The 15677-nt window shown below is 73.2% G+C and carries 19 protein-coding genes; 13 read left to right on the top strand and 6 right to left on the bottom strand.

Annotation, left to right across the window (positions count from 1 at the left end; all coding sequences use genetic code 11):
• Positions 1-32 precede the first annotated feature (32 nt).
• The 3 genes from AB0B66_RS29290 to AB0B66_RS29280 all read left to right on the top strand — a co-directional run bounded on the left by AB0B66_RS29290 (position 33) and on the right by AB0B66_RS29280 (position 1780).
• Entirely contained in the window at positions 33-191 is a 159-nt protein-coding gene (locus AB0B66_RS29290) for a hypothetical protein (protein ID WP_360536006.1), read from the top strand.
• A complete protein-coding gene (locus AB0B66_RS29285) occupies positions 191-1315 on the top strand; it encodes a putative sulfate exporter family transporter (RefSeq protein WP_360536004.1) in 1125 nt (374 codons plus the stop codon). Before AB0B66_RS29290 ends, AB0B66_RS29285 begins: the two co-directional genes overlap by 1 nt.
• 126 nt (positions 1316-1441) lie before the next feature.
• Positions 1442-1780, top strand: coding sequence for a nuclear transport factor 2 family protein (locus AB0B66_RS29280; protein ID WP_360536002.1), 339 nt, complete (start codon positions 1442-1444; stop codon positions 1778-1780).
• A 47-nt stretch (positions 1781-1827) separates the two neighbouring features.
• Here AB0B66_RS29280 and AB0B66_RS29275 read toward each other — a convergent pair whose 3' ends face one another.
• The 3 genes from AB0B66_RS29275 to AB0B66_RS29265 all read right to left on the bottom strand — a co-directional run bounded on the left by AB0B66_RS29275 (position 1828) and on the right by AB0B66_RS29265 (position 4820).
• Positions 1828-2919, bottom strand: a complete 1092-nt coding sequence (locus tag AB0B66_RS29275) for a hypothetical protein (RefSeq protein ID WP_360536000.1) — start codon at positions 2917-2919, stop codon at positions 1828-1830.
• Positions 2920-3168: 249 nt separating this feature from the next.
• Entirely contained in the window at positions 3169-3624 is a 456-nt protein-coding gene (locus tag AB0B66_RS29270) for a hypothetical protein (RefSeq protein ID WP_360535998.1), read from the bottom strand.
• A gap of 41 nt (positions 3625-3665) precedes the next feature.
• Complete coding sequence (locus tag AB0B66_RS29265) at positions 3666-4820, bottom strand: ABC transporter substrate-binding protein (protein WP_360535996.1); 1155 nt, start codon at positions 4818-4820, stop codon at positions 3666-3668.
• 138 nt (positions 4821-4958) lie between these two features.
• Between AB0B66_RS29265 and AB0B66_RS29260 the strand changes: the two genes are divergently transcribed.
• Complete coding sequence (locus tag AB0B66_RS29260) at positions 4959-5609, top strand: HAD family phosphatase (RefSeq protein ID WP_360535994.1); 651 nt, start codon at positions 4959-4961, stop codon at positions 5607-5609.
• Positions 5610-5613: 4 nt separating this feature from the next.
• Here AB0B66_RS29260 and AB0B66_RS29255 read toward each other — a convergent pair whose 3' ends face one another.
• The gene (locus AB0B66_RS29255; protein WP_360535992.1) at positions 5614-6507 is read right to left on the bottom strand and encodes an LLM class F420-dependent oxidoreductase; all 894 of its coding nucleotides are present in this window, start codon (positions 6505-6507) and stop codon (positions 5614-5616) included.
• 148 nt (positions 6508-6655) lie between these two features.
• On the opposite strand from AB0B66_RS29255, the gene AB0B66_RS29250 reads away from it, so the two are divergent.
• The 3 genes from AB0B66_RS29250 to AB0B66_RS29240 all read left to right on the top strand — a co-directional run bounded on the left by AB0B66_RS29250 (position 6656) and on the right by AB0B66_RS29240 (position 8995).
• The gene (locus tag AB0B66_RS29250; protein WP_360535990.1) at positions 6656-7393 is read left to right on the top strand and encodes an ABC transporter ATP-binding protein; all 738 of its coding nucleotides are present in this window, start codon (positions 6656-6658) and stop codon (positions 7391-7393) included.
• Positions 7390-8073 (top strand): hypothetical protein, encoded by a 684-nt coding sequence (locus tag AB0B66_RS29245; RefSeq protein WP_360535988.1) that lies wholly within the window; start codon positions 7390-7392, stop codon positions 8071-8073. Before AB0B66_RS29250 ends, AB0B66_RS29245 begins: the two co-directional genes overlap by 4 nt.
• Positions 8074-8245: 172 nt before the next feature.
• A complete protein-coding gene (locus tag AB0B66_RS29240; protein ID WP_360536027.1) occupies positions 8246-8995 on the top strand; it encodes an alpha/beta hydrolase in 750 nt (249 codons plus the stop codon).
• Here the strand turns inward: AB0B66_RS29240 and AB0B66_RS29235 are convergent.
• Positions 8883-10118 (bottom strand): benzoate/H(+) symporter BenE family transporter, encoded by a 1236-nt coding sequence (locus AB0B66_RS29235; protein ID WP_360535986.1) that lies wholly within the window; start codon positions 10116-10118, stop codon positions 8883-8885. The two genes, AB0B66_RS29240 and AB0B66_RS29235, sit on opposite strands and share 113 nt — an antisense overlap.
• Before the next feature lie 183 nt (positions 10119-10301).
• On the opposite strand from AB0B66_RS29235, the gene AB0B66_RS29230 reads away from it, so the two are divergent.
• The gene (locus AB0B66_RS29230) at positions 10302-10871 is read left to right on the top strand and encodes an XRE family transcriptional regulator (RefSeq protein WP_360535984.1); all 570 of its coding nucleotides are present in this window, start codon (positions 10302-10304) and stop codon (positions 10869-10871) included.
• Between the two features lie 117 nt (positions 10872-10988).
• Here the strand turns inward: AB0B66_RS29230 and AB0B66_RS29225 are convergent, their stop codons facing one another.
• The gene (locus AB0B66_RS29225) at positions 10989-11750 is read right to left on the bottom strand and encodes a class I SAM-dependent methyltransferase (RefSeq protein ID WP_360535982.1); all 762 of its coding nucleotides are present in this window, start codon (positions 11748-11750) and stop codon (positions 10989-10991) included.
• Positions 11751-11999: 249 nt separating this feature from the next.
• Here AB0B66_RS29225 and AB0B66_RS29220 point away from each other — a divergent pair, with 249 nt between their 5' ends.
• The 5 genes from AB0B66_RS29220 (at position 12000) to AB0B66_RS29200 (ending at position 15462) form a co-directional block, all read left to right on the top strand.
• Positions 12000-12134: a hypothetical protein gene (locus tag AB0B66_RS29220; protein ID WP_360535980.1), complete on the top strand. Its 135-nt coding sequence runs from the start codon at positions 12000-12002 to the stop codon at positions 12132-12134.
• A gap of 41 nt (positions 12135-12175) precedes the next feature.
• Complete coding sequence (locus AB0B66_RS29215; protein ID WP_360535978.1) at positions 12176-12787, top strand: TetR-like C-terminal domain-containing protein; 612 nt, start codon at positions 12176-12178, stop codon at positions 12785-12787.
• Positions 12784-13917 carry a serine hydrolase domain-containing protein gene (locus AB0B66_RS29210; RefSeq protein WP_360535976.1) on the top strand — a complete coding sequence of 378 codons (1134 nt, stop codon included), beginning with the start codon at positions 12784-12786 and terminating at the stop codon, positions 13915-13917. Before AB0B66_RS29215 ends, AB0B66_RS29210 begins: the two co-directional genes overlap by 4 nt.
• 115 nt (positions 13918-14032) lie before the next feature.
• Positions 14033-15241: a cytochrome P450 gene (locus AB0B66_RS29205; RefSeq protein ID WP_360535974.1), complete on the top strand. Its 1209-nt coding sequence runs from the start codon at positions 14033-14035 to the stop codon at positions 15239-15241.
• Complete coding sequence (locus tag AB0B66_RS29200) at positions 15238-15462, top strand: ferredoxin (protein WP_360535972.1); 225 nt, start codon at positions 15238-15240, stop codon at positions 15460-15462. The genes AB0B66_RS29205 and AB0B66_RS29200 overlap by 4 nt, the downstream gene beginning before the upstream one ends.
• The last annotated feature ends 215 nt before the right edge of the window (positions 15463-15677 follow it).

Genomic DNA, 15677 nt, shown 5'->3' with positions numbered 1-15677 from the left:
CGTCGCCACCTCCAGCCCGAAAGGCGTACGCCATGAGTGACCTGACCCCGCAGCAGACCGCCACCGACTCCAACGCCGTCGCCCGCGCCCTGCGCGCCGCGCTCAACGAGGACTGGCTGGCCACCGCCGTCGGCCTGCTCCTGGTCGCGCTCGTGCTGACCGGCGTCATCCCGACGGGCCTGGTGCCCTGATGGTCGCCACCGACTCCGAGCTCGCCGCGCCGCCTGCCGAGCGACCCGCCCGCACCTGGCCGTGGCTCGTCCTCGGCGTGCTCATCGTGCTCGTCCTCGGTTCGGTGGCCCGCTACCTGGAGGACACCGTCCCGGCCGCGGCCAAGGGCACCAGCCTGGAGAAGTTCGCCGCCGCCGTCGAATACCCGATCTACGCGATCGCGCTCGGCCTGATCGGCAACGTGATCGTCTACTACGCGGGGCTGCGCGAGCGCATCGCCGACGCGGTGCGCACCGAGTTCTTCATCAAGACCGGCCTGGTGCTGCTCGGCGCGTCCATCAACCTCAGCCTGATCGTCAAGGCCGCCGGGCCGGCGATCGGCCAGGCCATTCTCCTGATCAGCAGCGTCTTCCTGATCACCTGGTATCTCGGCGGCCTGCTCGGCCTCGACGAGAAACTGCGCGCCCTGCTGTCGGCCGCCGTGTCGATCTGCGGCGTCAGCGCCGCCATCGCCGCCGCCGGAGCCGTGCGGGCCAGGCGCGAGCAGCTCGCGTACGCGGCCAGCCTGGTCATCATCTTCGCGCTGCCCTCGATCTTCCTGCTGCCCTGGCTCGCCGACGTGTTCGGGCTCAGCCCCGCCGTCGCCGGAGCCTGGATCGGCGGCAACATCGACACCACCGCCGCGGTCACCGCCGCCGGAGCGATCGCGGGCGAGCAGACCCTGCAGATCGCCACCATCGTCAAGGCCACCCAGAACGCGCTGATCGGCATCGTCGCGGTCGCGCTGACCGCGTATTTCGCGTTCAAGGTCGAGAAGGACGCCGACGCGCAGCGCCCCGGCCTGCGCCAGCTGTGGGACCGCTTCCCCAAGTTCGTGCTCGGCTTCATCGCCGCCTCCGCCATCGGCACCTGGTACGCCGGCACCGTCAGCGCGGCCGAAGCCAAGGCCCACATCGGGGTCATCAACGACCTGCGCACCTGGTTCCTGATCCTCGCCTTCGTCAGCATCGGCCTGCAGCTGCGCGTCAGCGCCCTGCGCGAGGCGGGCTGGCGGCCGGTCGCCGTGTTCGGCGGTGCGACCCTGGCCAACCTCGCCATCGGCCTCGGCCTGGCGTCGATCCTGTTCGCGGGCTTCACCGCCTGACGACCCGAACTCCGCGCGCCGGTCGCTGGGCCACAGGACCGGCGCGCGGCTCATGTCCGGAACCCGGCACCGGCGCGCGGCCCGGCCTCGACATCCCGTGCCGCACGCGGCCCTATCGTCGACGCCATGGACACACCCGCGCTGGTCGGCGCGTTCAACGACGCCTGGAACGACCACGACCTCGAAGCCGCACTCGACCTGTGCACGGCCGACGTGGTGTTCGAGAGCACGAACCCCGCCCCGGACGGCCGCCGGCACGAGGGGCGCGACGAGGTGCGTGAGGCCTGGCGGCCGGTGTTCGAGCAGCTCGAAGGCCGGTTCGACATCGAGGAGCTGACCATCGCCGGTGACCTGGTGGTGCAGCGGTGGCGCTACGGCTGGGGCACCGGGCACGTGCGCGGCGTTGACGTCATCCGGATCCGCGACGGCCGGATCGCGGAGAAGTTCTCCTACGTCAAGGGCTGACCGGGCCGTCCGCGGCGGCTCTCCCCCGCGGACGGCCCGGCCGCCGCTCAGCCGAGCGGGGCGTCGACCTCCGCCGGGTTCATGGTCGCGGGCGGCGTACGCGGCTCCGGGTCCACGGCCCGCAGCAGCTTCGTCGGCTGCGGCACCGGCTCGCGCAGCGGAGGCGGGGGCAGTGCCAGCGGTGACTCCAGCGCCGCCTGACCCGCGACGGCGGACGGTGCGACCGGGACGCCTCCATCCGATGCCGACGGTGCCGCCGACGGCGTCGCGGACGGCGTGGCCGAAGGACTTGCCGACGGGGCCAGGATCGGCGGTGCCAGGCCCGGCTGGGCAGCGGTCGCACTGGGCTGCGCGGCGACGCTGGGCTGCGCCGAAGCGGACGCGCTCGGCAGGGCCGATGCCGACGAGCTGGGCCGGGCTGCCGCCGACGGACTCGGCGGGGCGGACGCGGACGCAGCGGCCGAGGGTGGCAGGGCGGGGGCAGCCGAGGGCGTTGGCGTGGACGGGCTCGGGAACGCCGACGGACTCGGCTTCGCCGATGCCGATGCCGATGCCGACGGGCTGGGCTTCGCCGACGGCGACGGCGACGGCGACGGGCTCGGTTTCGGCGACGGGCTCGGGGCCAGGTCGGCGTCGTCGTCGGAGCAGCCGCCGCAGCTGTAGTACAGGATGTCCCAGTGGTTGCCCTCGTCGGTGTAGACGTTCCCGGACGGGGCCTTGTACTGGTAACCCCAGCCCTTGATATAGCCGACGTAGCGGAAGTAGCGCTTGATGTAGCGGCCGACGCAGTCGTACTTGCTGATGTCGATCTTCCAGCCGTTCCAGTGGGTGTACGTGCCGGAGCCGTGGCCGGTCTCGGTGCCGCCGGTGACCCGCAGGTCGCACTTGCTGGCCTTGCGCAGGGTGAGCAGGCCGTCGACGGTGCTCCGCCGGATGCGCTCGAACGAGGTGCAGTTCGGGTTGTCGCGATCGGAGCACCTGCCGCTGGACCAGATCGAGATCCCGGCGTCGCGGAAGATGTCGACGGTGGTGCGGTGGCTCAGGTAGGCGGCGGCCTGCGCACTGGCGCCGGGCCAGCCGAGGACGAGGACGGTGGCCGTGGTCAGCAACAAGAGACCACGTCGCACGGTGCGGCGCATGGGTTCTCCACTGCTAGGGGAAGGTCGGGCTGCCCTGACGCTACCGACAAAAAGCGTAAACCGGACAAGAATTCGCAAAATTACCAAAATGCCCCATTGGTCGCCGGGCGTCGCCGCCAACCACCGCAAGATCTGTTTTTGTGGACGCTAGGTGCCGTTATAGGGGCAGCTAGCGTCCACAAAAACAGATCTTCATCCGCGACCGGCCGGTGCCGGCGTCATGCGGGGCGCAGTCGCGACGACCGCCCCTCAGCCGCCGAGCACTCGGCGCACCGACGCCGCAGCGGCCTCGTGCGCGCCCCGGTCGAGCCTGGGCGCATCGGCCCGCACCTGACCCGCACCGCCGACCAGCGGGCCGCCCGGGTGGAACGGGGCAAGGTTGAAGTGCAGGTGCGGCACCCGGTCACCGAAGACGGACACGTAGACCTTGTCCGCTCCGGTCGCCTCGCGCACCGCCGCGGTGGCCCGGGCCAGCACCGGCCCGAGCGTCGCCGCCTCAGGACCGGCCAGGTCGGCGATGTACGGGATGTGCCTGCGCGGCTCCAGGTGCGCGAACCCCGCGACCGCGCCCCGGAGCACCACCGACAGCCGCCAGTGCTCGTCCTCCCACACTCGCCGGCGTTCGAAGAACCTGTCCGCGTCGGCGGGCCGGCACAGCAGGCACTCCTCCTCGACGGCTGCGGGCGCAGCGGAGTCATCCGGCATGCCGCCATTGTGCGCCAGGCGCGGGCCGCCCACGGGCGTGGTCACGGTGCCGGCGGCAGGGTCGTCCAGGATCCCGCGCGGGAGGTGAGCACGGTGAGGGCGTCGGGGGCCAGGCCCGCGTGGTCGTCGGTGGTCAGGTTGAACACGCCGGTGACACCGACGCAGCAGGCGCGTTCGAGCTGGTCGCGGGCGGCCATCTTGTCGCGGTGGCCGAGGAACGCCTGGTGCAGCAGGGTCACCGCGTCGGCGGCGTACCCGGCGGACGGGGCGGGCGCGGTGCCCAGCTCGGCGGCGAACCGGCGCACGCTCGACCAGTTCGCCAGCGCCTCCGGAGCCTCGGCGGCCACCGGCAGCCACGGGCTGACCGCCCGAACGCCCGCCGCGGCCTCGCCCGCGAGCTGGTGGAACGTCGCAGACGCGGCGTCCGGTGTGGACAGCACGGGTCCGGTCCAGCCGGCGGTCTTCGCGGCTGCGGCGGCCGCGGCGGCCAGGGGCGCGGGCAGGTCCAGCAGCAGCGCCTCGGGGGTCGCCGCCAGCAGGGCCTTCACCTTGTCCGCGAGGCCCGTGCCGTCGAGCGGCACCGTCTCGGTGGAAACGATGCGCGCACCCTGCCCGGCCGCCTCGGCGGCGAGCGCGTCCCGCAGTGCCGGGGTGTCACGCGCGTCGAGCCGGAGCACCCCGGCGGTGCGCTGGCCGCCTGCCGTCATCGCGGCGAGCAGCGCCCGGTGCACCTGCGCGTCGGTGGGCGCGCTGCGGAAGGCGTACGGCGACGACGGGGCCGGGCCAATGGCCGGGAGCACGAGCGGGGTGCAGGCGGCCTGCGCGGTGCCGGTGACGGCGTCGTCGAGCCAGCCGGCGGGCGGCCCGACGATGGCGTGCACGCCCCGATCGAGCAGCCGGGACACGGCTTCGCGTGCGGTCGCGGGGGTGTCGCCGACGTCCTGGAGCAGCAGTTCGAGCTGCGCGGCGGGGTGCGTGCCGCCGTGCCCGGCCGCGCCGTTCAGCCCGTCGGCCCGCCGTTGCGCGCCGAGCAGGTGCTGGCGGCCGTACTCGACGAGGCCGCCGGTGCGCGCGGCCAGCACGCCGACGCGCAGCGGGGGTTCGGCGGCGGCCGACCGGTGTGCGGGCAGCAGCGGCGCGGCGGCCAGGCCCAGCCCGGCGGCGAGCACGGATCTGCGGGTCAGCTGACGGGACATGGCGTACCTCCGCGCACTGGGTCGTTGCCGTGGATGATCCACCGGACCGCGCAGGCGTAACATCCGATTTGTCCATTTGGCGACACCGCGATCACACCCGGGGAGCAACAGCACACCCGACCGTGGCAGCCTGTACGGGTGATCAAAGCGGTGGTGTTCGACTGCGACGGCGTGCTGGTGGACTCGGAGATCATCAACAACGCGGTCTTCGCGGAGCTGGTCACCCGGGCGGGCCTGCCCACGACGCTGGAGCAGAGCATCGAGCGCTACATGGGCCGGGCCACCCTCGAATGCGTCGCCGACGTCGAGCGCGAACTCGGCCGCCCGCTCGGCTTCGACCTGCCCGCCGAATACGAGCGCGAAGTGCTGGCCCGCCAGCACACCGAGCTGACCGCCGTCGACGGCGTACGCGAGCTGCTGGACCTGCTGCGCGCGGCGGCGGTGCCGGTGTGCGTGGCGTCCAGCGGCACGCCGCCGGAGATCGCCTTCCGGCTGCGGGTCACCGGGCTGGCCGGTTACTTCGGCGAGCACCTCTACAGCGCGTCGATGGTCGCCCGGGGCAAGCCCGAGCCCGACCTGTTCCTGCTGGCCGCCGACCGGATCGGGGTCGACCCGGCGGACTGCGTGCTGATCGAGGACAGCCCGTTCGGGGTGCGCGGCGGCCGGGCGGCGGGCATGACCGTGATCGGGCATGCCGCGCTGGCCTCCGCGGACACGCTGCACGCCGCCGGGGCCGAGCACGTGGTCACCGCGATGGCGCAGGTCCCGCCGCTGCTCGGCCTCGGCTGAGGGCTCACAGCTGCTTCAGCCGGCCCACCACGTGCTCGCCGAGCCCGTCCAGGAAGGCCACCGGCTCGGCCGTGTACGGCATGACGTGCACCTGCGTGACGCCCAGCTTCGCGTACGGCTCCAGCGACGCGACGAACTCGGCTCCGCCGGCCGCGTCCGGGGTGATCGGCGCAGACCAGGCGATCGTCTTGCGGATGCGGTCGTAGTCGGTGCCTTCGCGCTCGCAGTGCCGCTTGAGCACGTCGAGCTTCGCCGCGATCTCCTCCGGGGCGCTGCCCGGCCCGGCGAACAGGTTGCAGGCGTCGGCGTACTTCGCGACCAGGCGCAGCGTCTTCTTCTCGCCCCCGCCGCCGATCATGATGGGCGGGTGCGGAACGGACAGCGCCTGCGGCGAGTTGACCGTCTCCGCGAGCCGGTAGTGCCGCCCCTCGAACGGGCCGTCGTCGTCGCTCCACATCTGGCGCACGATGCGCAGCGTCTCCTCCAGCCGCTCGAACCGCTCCGCGACCGGCGGGAACGGCACCCCGTAGGCGGCGTGCTCGCGGTCGTACCAGGCCGCGCCGATGCCGAGCACGGCCCGCCCGCCGGACAGCACGTCCAGCGTGGTCACGATCTTCGCGAGCAGCCCCGGGTGGCGGTACGTCACGCCGGTGACCAGCAGTTGCAGCGTGGTGGTGCGGGTGCTGGCGGCCAGGAAGCCCAGCGTGGTGTACCCCTCCAGCATGGGCATCAGCGGACCGCCCAGGTCCATGCCCTCCATCTGCAGGTAGTGGTCCATCACCGACAGGTTGGCCACCCCGGCGTCCTCGGCCGCCCGGCCCGCCGCGGCCAGCGTCGGGCCGATCGCCGCCGCCCCGCCCGGGAACGTGAAGCTGATGAGGTGCACTCCGAGATCCATGGCGATCCTCCTGCCGACGGCCGCCCGGCGCCGCCACCCCGCGGCACCACGCGAACATGCACGAAAGCACCATCCTATGTCCGCTCCGGCGGCATCGCGCGAAGATCACTCATGGCCGGTACGGCGCGGCCGGTGGCACAATCGCCCGGTGCATCTCGACGACGTGTGGCTGCGCTACCGCCGCGGCGGCCCGTGGGTCCTGCGCAACGTCACGGCTCGGGTGGAGCCCGGCGGCATCGTGGTGGTGCTGGGCCGCAACGGCGCCGGCAAGTCCACATTGCTCCAGCTCGTCGCCGGGGTGCTACGCCCGGCCAAGGGCCGGGTGCGCGACCGTCCCGCCGTGGTGGGCTGGGTCCCGGAGCGCTTCCCCGCCGACCAGCCGAGCACCGTCGACGGTTACCTGCGCGCCATGGCCGCGGTGCGCGGGCTCGGCCCGGCAGCGGCCGGGCGGGCCGTCGACGAGTGGGTCCAGCGGCTCGGGCTCGGCGAGTTCCGCGACGTCAAGCTGCCCGAGCTGTCCAAGGGCACCGCGCAGAAGGTCGGCCTGGCGCAGGCCCTGCTCGCCCCGCCGGACCTGCTGATCCTCGACGAGCCGTGGGAGGGCCTGGACGCCGCGACCCGCGACCTGGTCCCCGGGATCGCGCTGGAGGTCGCCGCGCGCGGCGGGTCGGTGCTGGTCAGCGACCACCGCGGGGAGACCGTGCGGCTGCCCGGCGCGGCTACGTGGACCGTCGCCGACGGCACGCTGAGCACCGCCGCCGCCGACACCGGCCCGCGCTGCGTCGTGGAGGTGGCGGTCAGCGCCGCCGACCTGGCGGGCGCCGTCGCGCGCCTGCGCGAACAGGGCCACCACGTGCTGCGGGTACGCGAGGAGGTCGGCTCGTGATCGCACTGACCCGGATGCGGCTGCACGGCTTCGTCCGCACCGGCCGGGCCGTCGCGCCCCTGATCGCCGCCCTCGCCGCGCTGTCGATCCTCTACGGCGGCGGGCGGGCCGAGCCCGGTGAGGCGTACGGTGTCTCCGCCCTGGTCGCCTTCCCCGTGCTGGCCTGGCAGACGAAGATCCTGCTCGACGTCGAGCCGGACGTGCAGCGCCGACTGGCCCGGGTCGCCCTCGGCTCCGCGGCACGCGAGACCGTCGCCGGGCTGCTGGCCGCCGCCGTGGCCGGGCTCGGCACCATCGCCGTCGCGCTCGCCGCGCCCTGGGTGTTCCAGGCCGTCGAGGTCGACCCAGGCGACGCCGTCGGCCGCGCCGTCCTCATCGGACTCGGCGTGCACCTGCTGGCACTGGGACCGGCCGTGGCCCTGGGCGCGCTGGCGAGCCGGGCGGTCACCCGTACCGCCGGAATGGGCGCGGCGGTCCTGGTCACCGGCTCCGTCCTGGCCGTCGTGCTGGGCCTGCACGGCTCCCCCGTCCCCTGGCTGGTGCCGCCGCTGATGGCCGCCGCCCGCTACACCGCCTCCGGCGGCCCCACCCTCACCGCCCTCACCCTCATCACCCACGCCCTCCTCTGGACCACCGCCACCACCTACGCCTACACCCACCTCCGCCACACCCGCCCCTGACCCCCACCTGCCCGCCGCCCAGGGCGCGACTCCTTGAGAGTTGCGGCAGCGGTCGACTGGCAGGATGGGGTGGGTGGAGCGCTTTCGATCATGGGATGGGACCGAGCTCGCCTACCGGGTATGCGGGGACGGGCCGCCGCTGGTGTGCGTGCCGGGCGGGCCGGGGCAGGCGGTGCGGTATCTCGGGGAGCTGGGTGGGCTGTCGGCCACGCGTACGCTGATCCTGCTCGACAACCGGGGCACCGGGGACTCCGCCGTGCCCGCCGATCCGGCAAGCTACCGGGTGGACCGTATCGCCGACGACGTCGAGGCGCTGCGCGCCCACCTGGGCCTTCCGACCATGGACCTGTTCGGGCACTCCGCCAGCGGCGGCGTGTGCTTCCTGTACGCCGACAAGCATCCGGACCGGCTGTGCCGCCTGGTCGTCGTCGACCCGTCGCTGCGGGTGCTCGGCATGCCGTCCGATCTGGACGTGGCGCACGTGCTGGCCGAGCGCTCGCACGAGCCGTGGATCGACGACGCCGCCGCCGCGCTGACCGCCGAGGCCGCCGACAACGAGGACCTCGAACGGCTGCGGTGGCTGTCCGCCCCGCTGCTGTACGGGCAGTGGAACGACGCCGCGAAAGCGCAGGCCGCCGCCGAGCCGGCCGAGTTCGCCAAGCCCGCCACCGACGGCTTCTACGCCGGCTACGAGCCCGATCCGGCGCTGGCGGACCGGCTGGCCGGGCTGGCCGCGCCGATGCTGCTGGTGGTCGGCGAGCACGACATCTGGCCCACCCGGCACGCCGTACGCGCGCTGGCCGAGCGGCTCAGCTCGGCACGGCTGACGGTGCAGCCGGCGTCGGGTCACTTTCCGTGGGTGGACGCTCCGGCGGTGTTCGCGGCGACGGTGGAGTCGTTCCTGGGCGCAGCAGCAGCATGAGACCGCCGGCCAGCAGGCCCCAGAAGGCCGCCCCGATCCCGAGCAGCGCCACGCCCGACGCCGTCACCACGAAGGTGACCACCGCGGCCTCCCGCCCCTGCGCCTGCTCCGTCGCCGACGCGAGCGCCGCGCCGAGCGCGCCGAGCAGGGCCAGGCCCGCCACCGCCTCGATCAGCAGCGGCGGCGAACTGAGCACGAACGCCGTCGCGGCGCTCGCGCCCAGCCCGAGCACGACCATGCCGGTGCCCGCGGTCACCGAGGCGATCCAGCGCCGCCGCGGATCCGGGTGCGCGTCGGGACCCGCGGCCAGCGCGGCGGTGATGGCGGCCAGGTTCACCGCGTGCGAGCCGAACGGCGCGGCCACCGCCGTGGCGGCCCCGGTGCCGAGCAGGACGCCGCGCAGCGGCGGGGTGTAGCCGTACCCCTGCAGCACGGCCATGCCCGGCACGTTCTGCGAGGCCATGGTGACCAGGAACAGCGGCACGGCCAGGCTCACCAGCGCCTGCCAGGTGAACACCGGCGCGGTGAGCACGACCTGCGGCGCGGCGGCGGCTCCGCGCAGCGCGCCCGGGGAGTCCAGCACGATCACGACCGCGGCCGTGGCCAGCGCGGCGGGCACCGCCCAGGCCCGCGCGAAGCGGTTCAGCACCAGCCACACTCCCACGATCGGCGCGGCGAGCAGCGGCACGTCGACCAGCGCGCGCACCGGGGCGATGCACAGGTCGAGCAGCACGCCCGCCAGCATCGCCGCCGCGATCGGCCGCGGAATCGCCGCGATCGCCCGGCCCAGTGCCGGGAACAGCCCCGCGGCGATGATCAGCGCGCCGGTGACTCCGAACGCGCCCACGGCGGCGGCGAACCCGCCGTCGACCGCGCCGGTGGCGGCCAGCAGCGCCGCGCCCGGGGTGGACCAGGCGATGCTGATCGGGATGCGGTGCCGCAGGCCCAGCACGATCGCCGTCGCGCCGGCGGCAACGCATACCGCCAGCAGGCCCGACGCGGCCTGGGCCGAGTCCGCGCCGACCGCCCGCAACCCGGCCAGCACCACGGCGAACGTGCTCGCGAACCCGACCACCGCCGTGACCACCCCGGCCAGCACCGGCTGCAGCACTCCCCTGCCCACATCTGCCCCCTTCACGCACTCCGTCCCGCCCGTTTTTTGTCGACGTTGGCCTATCACATCGAAAAAATCGCGATCAGATTCGACGAGATAGGCCAACGTCTACGCCAGGCGGGATCGGCGACCGTTGGCGCTCCCGCGAGCGTTCCGCAAACGGAACGGTTGTCTGTGGTGCACGATAGCCCCATGAACGTGCGTCCGGCAACCGTCCGCAGCAGCCCGCCATCGGCCCTGGAGCCCGGCGCCGAGGGCGTCGGCCCGCGGCTGCGACAGCTGCGGGAAGCCGCCGGCATCTCGCTGTCGGAGCTGGCCCGGCGGGCGAACGTGGGCAAGGCGACGCTGTCGGGGCTGGAGAACGGCACCCGCAACCCGACCCTGGACACCCTGTGGTCGGTGACCGCAGCGCTCGGCGTGCCGATCACCGCGCTGCTGTCCGGGCAGCAGGCGGGCGTGGTCCGCGGCACCGCCGTCGAAGCCACCCTGCTGCAGGTCTTCGACGACGACGCGGTCACCTACGAGCTGTACCGCATGGTCGTCCCGCCGGGCGCCGTCCAGCGCTCACCCGCGCACCACGCCGGGGTGTCCGAACACGTCACCGTCTTCGACGGCATCCTGCGCGCCGGCCCCGCCGACGCCCCCCTCACCGCCCACCCCGGCGAGCACATCTCCTGGCGGTCCGACGTCCCCCACCTCTACGAGGCCGTCGGCGACCGCCCCGTCCACGCCAGCCTCCTCATCCGCTACCCGCGCCCCTGACCCGCGCCCGCCCACCCGACGCGGCGCGGCGATGGAGATCGCCGTTTCGGTTCAGAACCTGGGGTCAGGCTTCACTTCTCGACCAGAAACGGCGATCTTGCTCCGCGCCGGACCGAGTCAGGGCCGGTGGGCGGCGAGCAGGAACCGCTGGGAGTGGGCGACGAACGGGCCGTCGGCGCGGATCCGCGCGTCCATGTCCACCAGCCGGTCGTGGTGCTTGTCCACGGAGAAGCCCGGCACCGTCCAGATCACCTTGCGCAGGAACACGATCACCGCCGCGACGTCGTAGAACTCGGTGCGCAGCGCCTGCGGCCGCAGCTCCGTCACGATGAGCCCGACAGACTCTGCCTCAGCGGCCAACGTCTGCGGCAGGCGGCCGGTGCCCGGGTCGACGGGGCCGAGGAAGAACTCGCTCAGCTCCCGCATCGAGCCCGCGCCGATCTGCTGGGACAGGTACTGCCCGCCGGGGGCGAGCACCCGCGCCGTCTCGGCCCAGTTGGTGACCGTCGGATGCCGGCTGGCCACCAGGTCGAAGGACGCGTCCGGGAACGGCAGTGCCGCCCCGTCGGCGGCCTCGGCCACGGTCACGCCGAGCGGGGCGAGGTTCCGGCGGGCCAGCGCGAGGTTCGGCGGCCAGGACTCGGTCGCGGCGGCGGTGGCCGGGCGGCGCGGGGCGCGTGTCAGCACTTCGGCGTACACCTCGCCGCCGCCGGTCTGCACGTCGAGCACGGCGGTCGCGGTCCCGGCGCGTTCGGCCAGCAGCCGCGCGTAGCCCCAGGACGGGCGCTGCTCGGTGGCCCGCCCCGCGAACCAGCCGAAGTCCCACCCGTCGACAGGCGCGTTCGCGCCCTCCACCAGCAACTCTTCGAACGATCTCACCGGGCCAGTCCATCGCAGGGAGCCTGCCCGGGCAACGGGTTTACGACAGCTCGGCACCTTAAGACGCCGTAGCGCGTTATGCGGGATGACGGCAGGAGAAGATTCATGTCAAGGCCGCAGCCACGACCCAGATCCTCTAGCGACGCCCGGCGCACGTCCCACAGCACGACTTACGTCGGCAGGACGGCGATTCAGAGCCGCGCCCTGACCATGGTCACCGAGGGGCGCCAGCGCTGGAACGAGCACCATATGCAGGTGCAGGGCATCTGCGACCGGTGCGGGCACACCTACCCGTGCGAGGACGCGCTGCAGGCGGCCTGGCAGATCGTCTACTGGGAGCCGTACCTGCCGGCCCCGGGCCTGGTCCGGCCGTACGTGGACTGAACCCTAGCCATCCTAGGCTAAAACCTAGTAGTATTAGGTTCATGGCACGGGCAGGGCTTTCGGCGCAGCGGGTGACGCTGGCGGCCGCCGACCTGGCGGACACCGCCGGGCTCGACGGCGTCACCATCTCCGCGGTGGCGCGCGGCTTCGGCGTGAAGGACGCGAGCCTCTACTCCCACGTCCGCAACCTGCAGGACCTGCGGCACCGCATCGCCCTGCTGGCCGGCGGCGAGCTCGTCGACCGCATCGGCGCGGCCGTGGCGGGCCGCTCGGGCCGCGACGCGCTGCTCGCCTTCGCCGACGCCTACCGGGCCTACGCCCTGGCCCACCCCGGCCGGTACGCCGCCACCCAACTCCCCGTGCCACCGGAACTCGTGGCCGCCGACCCGGTGGCGTTCCGGCGCACCTACGAGCTGACCTACGGCATGCTGCGCGGGTACGGTCTGTCCGAACCCGATCTCACCGACGCGGTGCGCCTGCTGCGCAGCACGTTCCACGGGTTCGTGAGCCTGGAGGCGACCGGCGGCTTCGGCCACCCGCGCGACGTGGAGCTGTCGTGGCGGCGGTCCGTCGAGGCGCTGCACGTGCTGCTCGAACACTGGCCGGCCGCGACGCCCGGCGACACCCCCCGAGAGGAAACCCCCGCACCATGAACCGGCACCACCTCCTCCAGCAGCGTGTGCAGCAGCGGGTCGACGAACTCGTCGACTCCGGGCAGGAGACCGGCGTGCAGGTCGCCGCGTACCTGCACGGCGAGCCGATCGTCGACGCCGTCGCCGGGCTGGCCGACCCCGCGACGGGACGGCCGGTCACGCCCGGCACGCCGTTCTTCAGCTTCTCCACCGGCAAGGCGCTCACCTCGACCGCGGTGCACGTGCTGGCCGAGCAGGGGCGGCTCGACTACGACCTGCGCCTGGCCGAGGTGTGGCCGGAGTTCGCGCGCCACGGCAAGTCGGGCGTGACGCTGCGGCACGTGCTCACGCACACCGCGGGCCTGCCCGCGCTGCCGCCCGACATGACCGCCGCCGACCTGGCCGACTGGGGCCGCATGTGCGCGATCCTCGCCGACACGGTGCCGGAGTGGGAGCCGGGCACGGCGCACGGCTACCACGTGTGGACGTACGGTTGGCTGGTCGGCGAGACGGTCCGGCGGGCCACCGGCCGCACCCTGTCGCAGGTGCTCGCCGGCGACGTGGCCGCACCGCTGGGCGTGCCCGGTGAGCTGCTGCTCCGCGTACCCGATGAAGATCTTGACCGGCTCGCCGTGCTCGACGACCGGAGCTGGTCGGACGCGCTCAAGCAGCTCAGCGCCCAGCTGCCGAACTTCGACCGGGCGGTGCCGCACGGCGCGCGGCCCGACGCCGACCTGGGCAACGACCGCGCCTTCCTGCGCGCGGAGGTGCCCGCCGTCGGCACCATCACCGCCCGCGCGGCGGCCCGCATGTTCGCGGCGCTGCTCGGCGAGGTGGACGGGGTCCGCCTGATCTCCCCGGCGCGGCTGCGCGAGGCGACCAGACCGGTCACCCGGGGTCCGGAGTGGACGTTCGGCATGCCGGTGCGGTGGACGCTCGGTTACGCGGTCGACGGTCCGATGATCGAGGTGGGCGGGATCGGCGGCAGCCTCGCCGGGGCCCTGCCCGAGCTGGGGCTGACCATCGCGGCGACGAAGAACTCCCTGGCCGTCGGCGACGGCGACCCGATGGAGCAGCTCCGCGAAATGATCATCTCGGCGGTCCGGGAGGAGGCGCCGGCGAGTCTGCCGTCCCGGATCAGCCGCGACTGAACGTGCCCAGAACCGCCTTGAATATCCGGCTTTTTCATAGAATGGGCATCGACTTCGGGACTGACCCACACTACCATCCATAGAGTTGAATTCGTACGCACACGAGGGGGCGACGATGTCGACCGGCAGTGAAGTCATGGCGGCCCGGACCTACCCGTTCGGAGACCCTGACCGGCTCAACCTCAACCCGCTCTACGAGCAGCTGCGCCGCAGCGAGCCGCTGACCAGGGTGCGCCTGCCGTACGGCGAGGAGGCCTGGCTCGCCACCCGCTACGACGACGTGCGCATGGTCCTCGGCGACGCCCGGTTCAGCCGGGCCGCCAGCGTCGGGCGCGACGAGCCGCGCACCCACCCGCACCAGGGCGAGTCCGGGATGCTCGCGATGGACCCGCCCGAGCACACCCGGCTGCGCAAGCTCATCGCCAAGGCGTTCACCGCCCGCCGGGTCGAGACGCTGCGCCCGCGCACCCAGGAGATCGCCAACCAGCTGCTCGACGACATGGAGCGGCTCGGGTCCCCCGCCGACCTGGTCGAGCACTTCGCCACCCCACTGCCCGTCACCGTCATCTGCGAGCTGCTCGGCGTGCCCTTCGCCGACCGCGACCGATTCCAGCTGTGGTCCGAAGCGATCATCTCGACCACCTCGCTCACCCCGCAGCAGATCATGGAGTACCTGGGCAACCTGCACGGGTACATCGCCGGATTGATCGCCCAGCGCCGGGTCCAGGAGACCGACGACCTGCTCGGCGCCATGGTCAAGGCCCGTGACGAGGACGAGGACCGGCTCACCGAGGCCGAACTCGTGCAGCTGTCGGCCGGCCTGCTGGCCGCCGGGCACGAGACCACGGTCACCCAGCTGCCCAACTTCGTGTACGTGCTGCTCACCAACCCCGACCGGCTCGCCGAGTTGCGCGCCGACCCGTCGCTGATCCCGGCGGCCGTCGACGAGCTGATGCGGTACATCCCGCTGGGCACCGCCGCCGCGTTCGCCCGCTACGCCACCGAGGACGTCATGCTCGGCGACGTGCTGGTCCGCGCCGGGGAGCCGGTGCTCGGCGCGCTCGCCTCCGCCAACCGCGACGAGAAGGTCTTCGACCACCCCAACGAGCTCGACTTCCACCGCGAGAGCAACCCGCACATCGGTTTCGGGCACGGCCCGCACCACTGCGTCGGGGCCCAACTGGCCCGGATGGAGCTGCAGGTCGCGCTGCACACCCTGATCACCCGTTTCCCGAAGCTCGAACTGGCCGTCGCCGAGGAGCAGCTCCCGTGGAAGAAGGGCATGCTGGTCCGGGGACTCAAGGAACTGCCGGTGCGCTGGTGAGCGGGCAGTGGAAGGTCACCGTCGACCGCGACCGGTGCATCGGGTCGGGCCTGTGCGCGGGCACCGCGCCCGAGTACTTCGAGCTGGCCGACAAGAAGTCCCGGCCGCTGCATGACCTCGTGGACCCCGACGAGGCGGTCAGCGACGCCGCCGACTGCTGCCCCGTCGAGGCCATCCTCGTCACCGACCCCGCCACCGGCGACACCGTCGCCCCCGCCTGACCCGTCGCCGAGCGCGGGCCCACCCGACTCTCATAGACGCTGGCCTATTACATCGACTCCGGACACGAAATAGTCGATGTGATAGGCCAGCGTCTATGGCAACCCCGGGCGGGGAGCGAGTGGCGGTCGGCGGGTGAGATGGACGACAGTCCGGGGGTGCGTTCGGCGGCTGATTCGGTCATCGTGCGGGCGTTTGCGTACAGTTTCCGGGCGAG

The organism is Catellatospora sp. NPDC049111 (assembly GCF_040648615.1).
GTDB lineage: Bacteria > Actinomycetota > Actinomycetes > Mycobacteriales > Micromonosporaceae > Catellatospora > Catellatospora aurea.
Note: the sequence above shows the minus strand (reverse complement) of the source record. Positions and strands in the feature narration are given on the sequence as shown.